At 62.5% G+C, this 8,914-nt stretch carries 9 protein-coding genes; 2 read left to right on the top strand and 7 right to left on the bottom strand.

What is annotated here, in order from left to right:
* The first annotated feature begins 355 nt into the window (after positions 1–355).
* Positions 356–1,495, top strand: coding sequence for a molecular chaperone DnaJ (gene dnaJ / locus WCA85_RS19020; RefSeq protein WP_424066428.1), 1,140 nt, complete (start codon positions 356–358; stop codon positions 1,493–1,495).
* Between the two features lie 28 nt (positions 1,496–1,523).
* Positions 1,524–3,446 carry a chorismate-binding protein gene (locus tag WCA85_RS19015; RefSeq protein WP_424066427.1) on the top strand — a complete coding sequence of 641 codons (1,923 nt, stop codon included), beginning with the start codon at positions 1,524–1,526 and terminating at the stop codon, positions 3,444–3,446.
* A gap of 69 nt (positions 3,447–3,515) precedes the next feature.
* On the opposite strand, the gene WCA85_RS19010 is transcribed toward WCA85_RS19015, so the two are convergent.
* From WCA85_RS19010 to hda, 7 genes are all read right to left on the bottom strand, one after another.
* On the bottom strand, positions 3,516–3,650 hold the full coding sequence (locus WCA85_RS19010; RefSeq protein WP_424066426.1) for a hypothetical protein: 135 nt from the start codon (positions 3,648–3,650) through the stop codon (positions 3,516–3,518).
* A gap of 166 nt (positions 3,651–3,816) precedes the next feature.
* Entirely contained in the window at positions 3,817–4,632 is an 816-nt protein-coding gene (gene panB, locus WCA85_RS19005) for a 3-methyl-2-oxobutanoate hydroxymethyltransferase (protein ID WP_424066425.1), read from the bottom strand.
* 38 nt (positions 4,633–4,670) lie between these two features.
* Positions 4,671–5,402, bottom strand: a complete 732-nt coding sequence (locus tag WCA85_RS19000) for a deoxynucleoside kinase (RefSeq protein WP_424066424.1) — start codon at positions 5,400–5,402, stop codon at positions 4,671–4,673.
* Positions 5,399–5,974, bottom strand: coding sequence for a 2-amino-4-hydroxy-6-hydroxymethyldihydropteridine diphosphokinase (gene folK, locus WCA85_RS18995; protein WP_424066423.1), 576 nt, complete (start codon positions 5,972–5,974; stop codon positions 5,399–5,401). Before folK ends, WCA85_RS19000 begins: the two co-directional genes overlap by 4 nt.
* Positions 5,975–6,022: 48 nt before the next feature.
* Positions 6,023–7,630, bottom strand: a complete 1,608-nt coding sequence (gene pcnB, locus WCA85_RS18990; RefSeq protein ID WP_424066422.1) for a polynucleotide adenylyltransferase PcnB — start codon at positions 7,628–7,630, stop codon at positions 6,023–6,025.
* Positions 7,627–8,313: an HAD family hydrolase gene (locus WCA85_RS18985; protein ID WP_424066421.1), complete on the bottom strand. Its 687-nt coding sequence runs from the start codon at positions 8,311–8,313 to the stop codon at positions 7,627–7,629. Before WCA85_RS18985 ends, pcnB begins: the two co-directional genes overlap by 4 nt.
* Positions 8,306–8,914 (bottom strand): DnaA regulatory inactivator Hda (hda, locus tag WCA85_RS18980; protein ID WP_424066420.1); only part of this gene is annotated, 609 nt, incomplete at its 5' end. The genes WCA85_RS18985 and hda, both read right to left, overlap by 8 nt.

Here is an 8,914-nt window from a genome sequence, read left to right as displayed (position 1 = left end):
GGCGGTGGCGGTGCGTCGGCCGGTGGCGCGAGCCAGCCGGAAGACGACGTCGTCGACGCCGAGTTCAAGGAAGTGAAGAAAGACTAAAGCCAGGTCGCAATTCGACCGTAAAGCCGCACGCAGCGATGTGTGCGGCTCGGCTGCAAAATGGTCGGCCCCTGTTTCTGGGAGCATGCACCTGCAAAGCGGTTATCGCGCCTGGTGAGCCTGTTTGGGCTCTCCGGGCACATTTGTTTTATGGAGGGCGTTGCCCGATCCGTGCCAATCGCGGATGGGCAGCGGCCGGACGAGTCGTGAGACTCCAGCATTCAAGAGGAGCCGCCGCGCCTTGCTGCGCGGAGGGCGTTGAACCGATATGGCGAAACGGGATTACTACGAGGTTCTGGGCGTCGCAAAGAACTCGAGCGACGACGAAATCAAGAAGGCTTATCGCAAGCTGGCGATGAAGTTTCACCCTGACCGCAATCCGGGCAACAAGGATGCGGAAGAGCATTTCAAAGAGGTGAAGGAAGCCTATGAAATGCTGTCAGACTCGCAAAAGCGCGCGGCATACGATCAGTACGGCCATGCGGGCGTCGATCCAAATATGGGCGGCGCGGGCGCGCAAGGCTTCGGTGGTTTCGCCGATGCATTCGGCGATATTTTTGGCGACATCTTCGGCCAGGCGGCCGGTGGCGCCGCGCGCGGCGGTGGCCGTGCGGGGCCGCAAGTGTACCGTGGCGCCGATTTGCGCTACAGCATGGAGATCACGCTGGAGCAGGCGGCCCACGGCTACGACACGCAGATCCGCGTGCCGAGCTGGGCGTCGTGCGAAATCTGTCATGGCTCGGGTGCGAAGCCTGGTACCAAACCGGAAACCTGCCCGACCTGTAACGGTTCGGGTTCGGTGCGCATGTCGCAAGGCTTTTTCAGCATTCAGCAAACCTGCCCGAAGTGTCACGGCACGGGCAGCCACATTCCTGACCCGTGCGCCCATTGCCACGGCGCAGGCAAGGTGAAGGAAACCAAGACGCTGGAAGTGAAGATTCCGGCTGGTATCGACGACGGCATGCGGATCCGCTCTGCTGGCAACGGCGAGCCGGGTATCAACGGTGGCCCTTCGGGCGACCTGTACGTCGAGATTCACATCAAGCAGCACTCGGTGTTCGAGCGTGATGGCGACGATCTGCACTGTCAGATGCCTATTCCGTTCACCACGGCCGCGCTCGGTGGCGAGATCGAAGTGCCGACGCTGGCGGGTCGCGCGACCTTCACGGTGCCCGAAGGCACGCAGTCAGGCAAGACGTTCCGCCTGCGTGGCAAAGGCATCAAGGGGCTGCGTTCGAGTATTGCGGGCGATCTGTACGTGCATGTGCAAGTCGAGACGCCGGTCAAGCTCACTGATCCGCAACGTGATCTGTTGCAGCAGTTCGAGAAGTCGCTGGTTGAGGGCGGCGCACGCCATAGCCCGCAGAGCAAGAGCTGGTTTGACCGGGTCAAGAGCTTCTTTGATTAATGGCAGTGTGAAGTAGGCGGCAGGCAAGATGGCAGGTGATCGCAGTGCCGTGTTCGCATTGCTCGACGATTGCGACGCGACGGCGGCGCATCGCTCGAGCCGTCTGTACATGGGTTTAGTGCACGAATGGGTCTGTGCGGACGCCGCGCAGCTCGATGCGGTATGCGAGGCCGCCGCCGCCGATTCACGCCGCGGCCTCCATGCCGTGGTGCTGGCGGACTACGAGTTCGGCCATCAACTGGTCCTGAAGGACTTCCATCCAGTAGATAAAACGCAGCGCGGCGATGCCACGCTGCGTTTTTTATTGTTCGAGCAATGCGCGAAGCTTTCGCGTGACGAAGTGGACGCATGGCTCGCTCAATGTGACGGCGGAGGTCCGCAGGCTTCCATCGCTGGGACCGCGGCCGTGCGAGCCAGCGTCGATTCAGCGCAATTCGACGCCGCGATCAGTGCGATTCACGAGGCGCTGCGTATTGGCGATTCGTATCAGATCAACTATACGTACAGGCTCGACTTTGACGTATTTGGCGCGCCGGTCGGATTGTATCGGCGGTTGCGGGCCAGGCAGGCGGTGCCTTATGGTGCGTTGCTTGCGTTGCCGGACGACCGTTGGGTGCTGTCGTGTTCGCCGGAACTGTTCGTCGAGAACACGAGGGCGGTACTGCGCGCTCGCCCGATGAAGGGGACGGCACCACGTTCCCCCGAGGATCCAGAGGCTGATCGGCGGGCGTCGCAGTTTCTCGCCAACGACCCGAAGAATCGCGCGGAAAACGTGATGATCGTCGATCTGCTGCGCAACGATCTGTCCCAGGTTGCCGAGACGGGTTCCGTCACCGTGCCTGCGCTGTTCTCGGTCGAGCCGTATGCTTCCGTCTGGCAGATGACCTCGACGGTCGAGGCGCGTTTGCGCCTACATACTTCGTTCGCTGACGTGTTGCGGGCGTTGTTCCCGTGCGGGTCTATTACCGGTGCACCGAAACATCGCACCATGCAGTTGATCGACGTGCTCGAAAGCACGCCGAGGGGTTTGTACACGGGCACGATAGGCTGGCTAGATGCAGCGCGTGCGGCAGGCGCTAACGAGGCTAACAACCCCAACAAACCCAACGATGCGGCCAATGTGGCTGGCGACTTCTGCCTATCCGTGGCGATCCGCACGTTGACGCTAGACGCAGCGGGGCCAGGAGGCACGGGCACCCGGCGGGGCAGAATGGGCGTGGGCGCGGGCATCGTGCTCGATAGCGTCGCTGCCGACGAATATCTGGAGTGCCAATTGAAGGCGCGCTTTCTCACCGACTCCGATCCTGGCTTCGAGCTTTTCGAAACGATGTATGGGACCCGCGAGGAGGGGATACGGCACCTCGACCGCCATCTCGCGAGACTCAACGCGAGTGCTGCATGGCTGGGGTTCAGGTTCGATGAAGCGGAAGTACGCGCACGCATTGCCGTGCAGTGCGCGTCACTGCCGGTGGAGAAGCCGCATCGCGTCAGACTTGCGCTCGGCAAGAGCGGCGCAGTGCAGATCGTTACTGCCGTGCTCGCGGCATTGTCCGAGCCTGTGGTTGGCGTGCTGCTAGCCACGGATCACGGCTTTGCCGCCACTGAGGCAGGCGATGCGCTCCTGCATCACAAGACCACGCGCCGCGAACAATACGATCTCGGCTGGCGCACTGCCGAGGCACACGGCGCCTTCGACACATTGTTCTTCAACGATAGAGGCGAGTTGACGGAAGGCGGCCGCTCGAATGTCTTTGTGAAACTGGCAGGGCGCTGGTGGACGCCACCGTTGTCTTCGGGCGTGTTGCCCGGGGTGATGCGGGGTGTGCTGCTGGAAGATGCTGACTTAGGTGCCGCAGAGCGTCTGCTAACGCGGACCGATGTGTTGAACGCGGAGGCGCTGATGGTCTGCAACGCCCTGCGTGGTGCCATATCAGCACGTGTGGTTGGTTGAGGTCTAAGAAAGCGAGCGCCACGTGACGCGTTTTACAAACGCGCGGCACGCGGCGTCGCCGAGGCGGGCTCAAGCACGACGGGCGCGCAGCACACCAACCACCCAGTCAAACAGGCGGCCGTACCACGCGGTTTCTCGTGTTTGATGCGATACAGTGGCGTGATCGCGGATACCCGCGACGTTGATCAGGCAAATTGGGCTCATGGTCATCTCTCTTCGGTGTGCGGCGGTCCGCATCAATGGGTAAACGAAGATAGACGAGCGGATTTAAATCCTGAATCAGACGGGTCCCAAACCCGTTAAAAGTGGACACGTCCGAGTTCCAATGGCCCTCAAAAAACAAGAAGAACCGCCGCTGCGTTTCACCTGCCTAGAACGTATGTTCCGCCCCAGGGAACGAGCCGTCCTTCACCGCACGCACATACGCCTCTACCGCCGCTTGGACGCTCGGTTGTCCCTGCATGAAGTCCTTCACGAAGCGTGGGCGCTTGCCGGGGAAAATTCCGAGCATGTCGTGCAACACCAGCACCTGGCCCGAACACTCCGCGCCCGCGCCGATGCCGATAGTCGGAATCCGCAACTGCTTGGTGACTTCAGCACCGAGCACGCTCGGCATCGCCTCCATGACCAGCAACTGCGCGCCCGCGTCCTGAACTGCTCGCGCGTCGCGCAGCAACTGGCTTGCACCCGCTTCCGTTTTGCCTTGAACCTTGAATCCGCCGAATGCATGGACCGATTGCGGCGTGAGACCCACGTGCGCACATACGGGAACCGCTCGCTCGACCAGAAAGCGCACGGTGTCGGCCAGCCATTCGCCACCTTCGAGCTTGACCATCTGGGCGCCCGCGCGCATCAACTCAACCGAGCTGGCGAACGCAGCCTCCGGCGTGCCATACGTCCCGAACGGCAGGTCGGCCAGCACCAGCGCCGACGGACGAGCCCGCGCGACGCAAGCCGTGTGATACGCAATGTCAGCCAGCGACACCGGCAGCGTGGTGGTCTGGCCTTGCAGCACGTTACCCAGCGAATCGCCGATCAGTAGCGCGTCGACGCCCGAGCGATCGAGCAGCGCGGCAAAACTGGCGTCGTAACAGGTGAGCATGGCGATCTTCTCGCCGGCTTCGCGCATCGCCTGCAGTTTCGGGACGGTCACGGCGCTCCGGCTCGCTTCCTGCAAATAGGTCATGGGTAATCCGTTGGAAAAAGGGGCGCTGGCGCTCGCAATCAGAGCGCCGTGCCTTTGACAAAGAATTCCTTGCGCCCGCGCATCGTCTCCATGCGCTCGACGAGCAGTGCAAGGTCCGCGTCCGAGTCGAGCGGATTCAGGTGTTCGGCGTTGACCGTCAGCACGGGCGTGCGGTCGTAGTGATAGAAGAACTCGTTGTACGCATCGCACAGCGTGTGCAGATACGCATCCGAGATCTGCAATTCCATTGGCACTGCGCGTTTCTGGATACGTGCGAACAGCACTTCCGGGCTCGCCTGCAGGTAGACGACAAAATCGGGCGCGGGTGCCGCGCCCGGACTGCCCTCAGCCGAAGAAGCGCGCGGCGTGCCGGTGCTCGTGGAGGCATCGATGCGTGCAGCCAGCGCGCGATATAACTGCCACTCGTCCTCGGTCAGCGTAAGCCGGGCGAAAATGTCGTTCTTTTGCGTCATGAAATCGGCAATCAGCGGCGTGCCGGCAGCATGGACCGCTGCGACTTCCTGCGCCTGATGCGCGCGCTGCAAAGCGAAGTGCAGTTGTGTAGCGAGCGCATAGCGCGAGGTGTCGCGGTAGAAACGCTCAAGAAACGGATTGTCCTGAGGCCGCTCGAACAGAGGATGCATTGACCACCGGTCGGCGAGGCGCCGCGCGAGTGAGGTCTTGCCCACTCCAATCGGGCCTTCAATCGCGATGTAGCGAAAGGGAGGTCGCAGTTGCGGGGCAGTGACCGTCAGCGGTGAGGCGCTCATAAGCAGCGGCCCTTTGTACGTGGCACCGCATCGGCGGCTTCAGAGGTGTCATCGGAACCGGCATTCAGCGCATTCAGCACCGGGCACTGGCAGGGCGACTTCATCTTTTCGATGCGTTGTCCAGCGACCGCCGGCAGTAATCCATCGGCACGGCCGTGTTGCGGGATGACTAGCGCCGGGTCGATTTCGACTAGCGGAACCAGTACGAAAGCGCGCTCGGTAAGACGCGGATGCGGCACGATCAGATCGGGTTCGTCGATGCTTTGATCGCCGTAGAGCAGGATGTCGAGATCGAGCGTGCGGGGCGCATTCCGAAACGGGCGTTCGCGGCCAAAGTGCAGTTCGATCTTGTGGCAGAGCGCCAGCAGATGCCTCACCTGCAACGTCGTATCGAGCTTCACGACGCAGTTGAAGTAGTCGTCACCGCCCGCATCAATGGGCGCTGTGCGATACAGGCTCGACTTGGCGAGCACGGTGATGGTGTGCTGTTGTGCGAGGCACACCACCGCGTCTTTCAGGGTCTGGCGCGCGTCCCCGAGATTCGCGCCGAGACCTAGATAAGCAACCGTCATGGCATAACTTCCTGCGACTATCGTTCGACGGCCAGTTACCTGACCGCGTCAGTCTTCGTGTGAGTCACTGGGGCTCACGTCGTTTGCTGCGTGGTCGGCTGTCGAGCCGTCCTCCATTCCGTCACCCGTCTTGCGGTTTCTGGCGCCACTGCTGCGCCGCCGTCGTTTCCTGGGGTTACGGTCCTTCCCGCCTTGCGTGAGCAATGCCTCGCGCGCGGCGATGTCTCCTTCAATGAACTCCGTCCACCACGCACCGACCGACTCTTCGAGTTCGCCCGATTCGCAGCGCAACAGGAGGAAATCATACCCCGCTCTAAATCTTTGGTGTTCCAGCAGCTTCACCGCGCTTCTTCCCGAGCGTTTTTCGAGGCGTAGCTGCAGGCCCCAGATCTCGCGCATGTCCGACGAGAAGCGCTTGTGGATGGCGAGTTTCTCGGTTTGCATATCGAGCACTTCGTCCATCGCGCGGTGCAGCGCGGGCACTGGATATTCGCCATTTGCCTCAAACGCCTGCCAGCGCTGCTGCACGTCGTGCCACAGCAAAGTGGCGAACAGGAAGCCTGGCGAGACCGGCTTGCCGGCGCTCACGCGGTTATCCGTGTTGGTGAGTGCGAGGGTGATGAATTTTTCGCCGTGCGGCTGTTCCAGCACCACGTCGAGCAGCGGCAACAGGCCGTGATGCAGACCTTCCTGACGCAAACGCTTCAGGCATGCGAGCGCGTGACCCGACAGCATCAGCTTGAGCATTTCGTCGAACAGACGCGCTGCCGGCACGTTGTTGATCAGGTCTGCCATTTCCTTGATCGGCGCTCGCGTGGCGTCTTCGATCTCGAAGCCAAGCTTGGCCGCAAAACGCACCACGCGCAGCATGCGCACCGGGTCTTCGCGATAACGCGTGGCCGGATCGCCGATCATGCGCAACAGGCGGGCGCGCATATCGGCCATGCCGTTGTGGTAATCCAGCACGGTTTGCGTCGCCGGATCGTAGTACATCGCATTGATGGTGAAGTCGCGCCGCGTGGCGTCCTCGTGCTGTTCGCCCCAGACGTTGTCGCGCAGCACGCGGCCGCTGGCGTCGACTGCGTGGGTGCGGCGGTCGAGCTCGTCACGCTTCAGACGGCGCGGCGGAGCAGCGTCCGCGGGCGGCGGATCGACCAGCGCGCGGAACGTCGACGTTTCAATGATTTCCTGGCCGAACTGCACATGCACGATCTGAAAGCGCCGGCCAATGATGCGCGCGCGGCGGAACAGCTTCTGCACCTGATCCGGTGTGGCGTCGGTTGCGACGTCGAAGTCTTTTGGCGCAATACCGAGCAGCAGATCGCGCACGGCGCCGCCGACGATAAACGCCCGATGGCCGGCCTGTTGCAACCCTTCGGTCACGCGGATGGCGTTGCGTGAAATCAGCGCGGGGTTAATGCCGTGTACATCGGCCGGAATGATGACTGGCACGTCCGGGTCGCGCACGCCTTTGGCGGCGGGGTCCTGCGCTGAGTCACGTGCTGACTTGCGACGCGGCTTCGTTGCAGTGCTGGCAGCGTCAGCCCGGCCGGCTCGAGCGGGCGCGTTGGCGGCTTCGTCTGCTTCGGAGGGGGCGGTGTCGTCAGCGGGTGCCGGATCCTGTCCGAACAGTTTGCGAATGAGTTTTTTGATCACGTGGGTTGAAAGAGTTCTAGGATGCGCCAGCCGTGCGCTTGCGCATGGGCGCGCAGCGTGTCGTCCGGATTGGTCGCGATCGGGTCGGTGACCTTTTCGAGCAGCGGGATGTCGTTGTGCGAATCGCTATAGAAATAGCTGCGCTCGAAATCCGACCATGTCTTGCCGAGCGAAGCGAGCCATGCTTCGGTACGGACGATCTTGCCTTCCTTGTAGCTGGGCGTGCCGGTGGGACGGCCGGTGTAATCCGAGTGCGGCTGGCCGTCGATGGTTTCTGCTTCGCAGGCGATCAGCTTGTCGACGCCGAATACGGCGGCGATCGGGCCGGTGATGAATTCGTTGGTGGCAGTGACCATGCAGCACAGGTCGCCGGCATCGCGGTGCCGGCGCACGAGTTCGAGCGCGACGGGCAGGATGGTCGGCTTGATCACTTCATGCATGTACATCTGGTGATACTCGGCCAGCTGCGTGCGCGAGTACTTCGATAGCGGCGTCAGCATGGCGATCAGGTAGGCCTGAATGTCCAGCTTGCCCGCTTTATAGTCGGCAAAAAAGTGCTCGTTGTCACGTGCGAAGTTTTCGCCGTCGACCATGCCGTGCTTCACCATGAAGCGGCCCCATTCGTAGTCGCTGTCGGTGGGGATGAGCGTGTGATCGAGGTCGAAGAGTGCGAGATTAGCCATGGGGGCCTATTTTACTTGAAGCGGGTGAAGCCGTTGCCGTTCTGAGCTCTTCCGGGCCGCCGGGCGAGGCCAGCATGATGCGCAGGAGCGGCAGCGTGACGGCGCGCTTCTGCTCGAGCGAAAAGCGGTCGAGCGCGTCCAGCAGCGCCATCAGGCTCGGCATGTCGCGCCGGAAATGGGTGAGCAGGTAAGCCGGCACGTCGTCGGCGAGCGCGATGCCGCGCTCTTTGGCGGCGTGTTTTAGTACCGCGGCTTTGCCCTCGTCGGGCAGCGGGGCAAGGTGGAAAACGAGGCCCCAGCCGAGGCGCGTGCGCAGATCTTCTCGCACTTCTAGGGCGATCGGCGCGGCATTGCCCGCCGCAACCAGCGCGCTGGTGGGATGCGCGCGCACCTCGTTAAAGAGGTTGAAGAGCGCAATCTGCTGCGCGCCGGATAGGCGGTCGCAGTCGTCGATGGCGTAAAGCGTCACCCGCGGATCGAACGCGAAGGCGGCGAGGCTGCTTTGCGGGCCCATAAAGCGGGCGTGGCCGGGCAGCGCCTCGTGGACGAGCGCCTGCAGCAGATGGGTGCGGCCGCTGCCGGGCTCGCCCCAGACGTAGAA

Origin of the sequence: Paraburkholderia sp., assembly GCF_049581445.1 — a bacterium.
Lineage (GTDB): Bacteria > Pseudomonadota > Gammaproteobacteria > Burkholderiales > Burkholderiaceae > Paraburkholderia.
Note: the sequence above shows the minus strand (reverse complement) of the source record. Positions and strands in the feature narration are given on the sequence as shown.

Coding starts and splice junctions, on each gene's coding strand:
- dnaJ (WP_424066428.1), top strand. CDS start 356: ATGGCGAAACGGGATTACTACGAGGTTCTGGGCGTCGCAAAGAACTCG.
- WCA85_RS19015 (WP_424066427.1), top strand. CDS start 1,524: ATGGCAGGTGATCGCAGTGCCGTGTTCGCATTGCTCGACGATTGCGAC.
- WCA85_RS19010 (WP_424066426.1), bottom strand. CDS start 3,650: ATGAGCCCAATTTGCCTGATCAACGTCGCGGGTATCCGCGATCACGCC.
- panB (WP_424066425.1), bottom strand. CDS start 4,632: ATGACCTATTTGCAGGAAGCGAGCCGGAGCGCCGTGACCGTCCCGAAA.
- WCA85_RS19000 (WP_424066424.1), bottom strand. CDS start 5,402: ATGAGCGCCTCACCGCTGACGGTCACTGCCCCGCAACTGCGACCTCCC.
- folK (WP_424066423.1), bottom strand. CDS start 5,974: ATGACGGTTGCTTATCTAGGTCTCGGCGCGAATCTCGGGGACGCGCGC.
- WCA85_RS18985 (WP_424066421.1), bottom strand. CDS start 8,313: ATGGCTAATCTCGCACTCTTCGACCTCGATCACACGCTCATCCCCACC.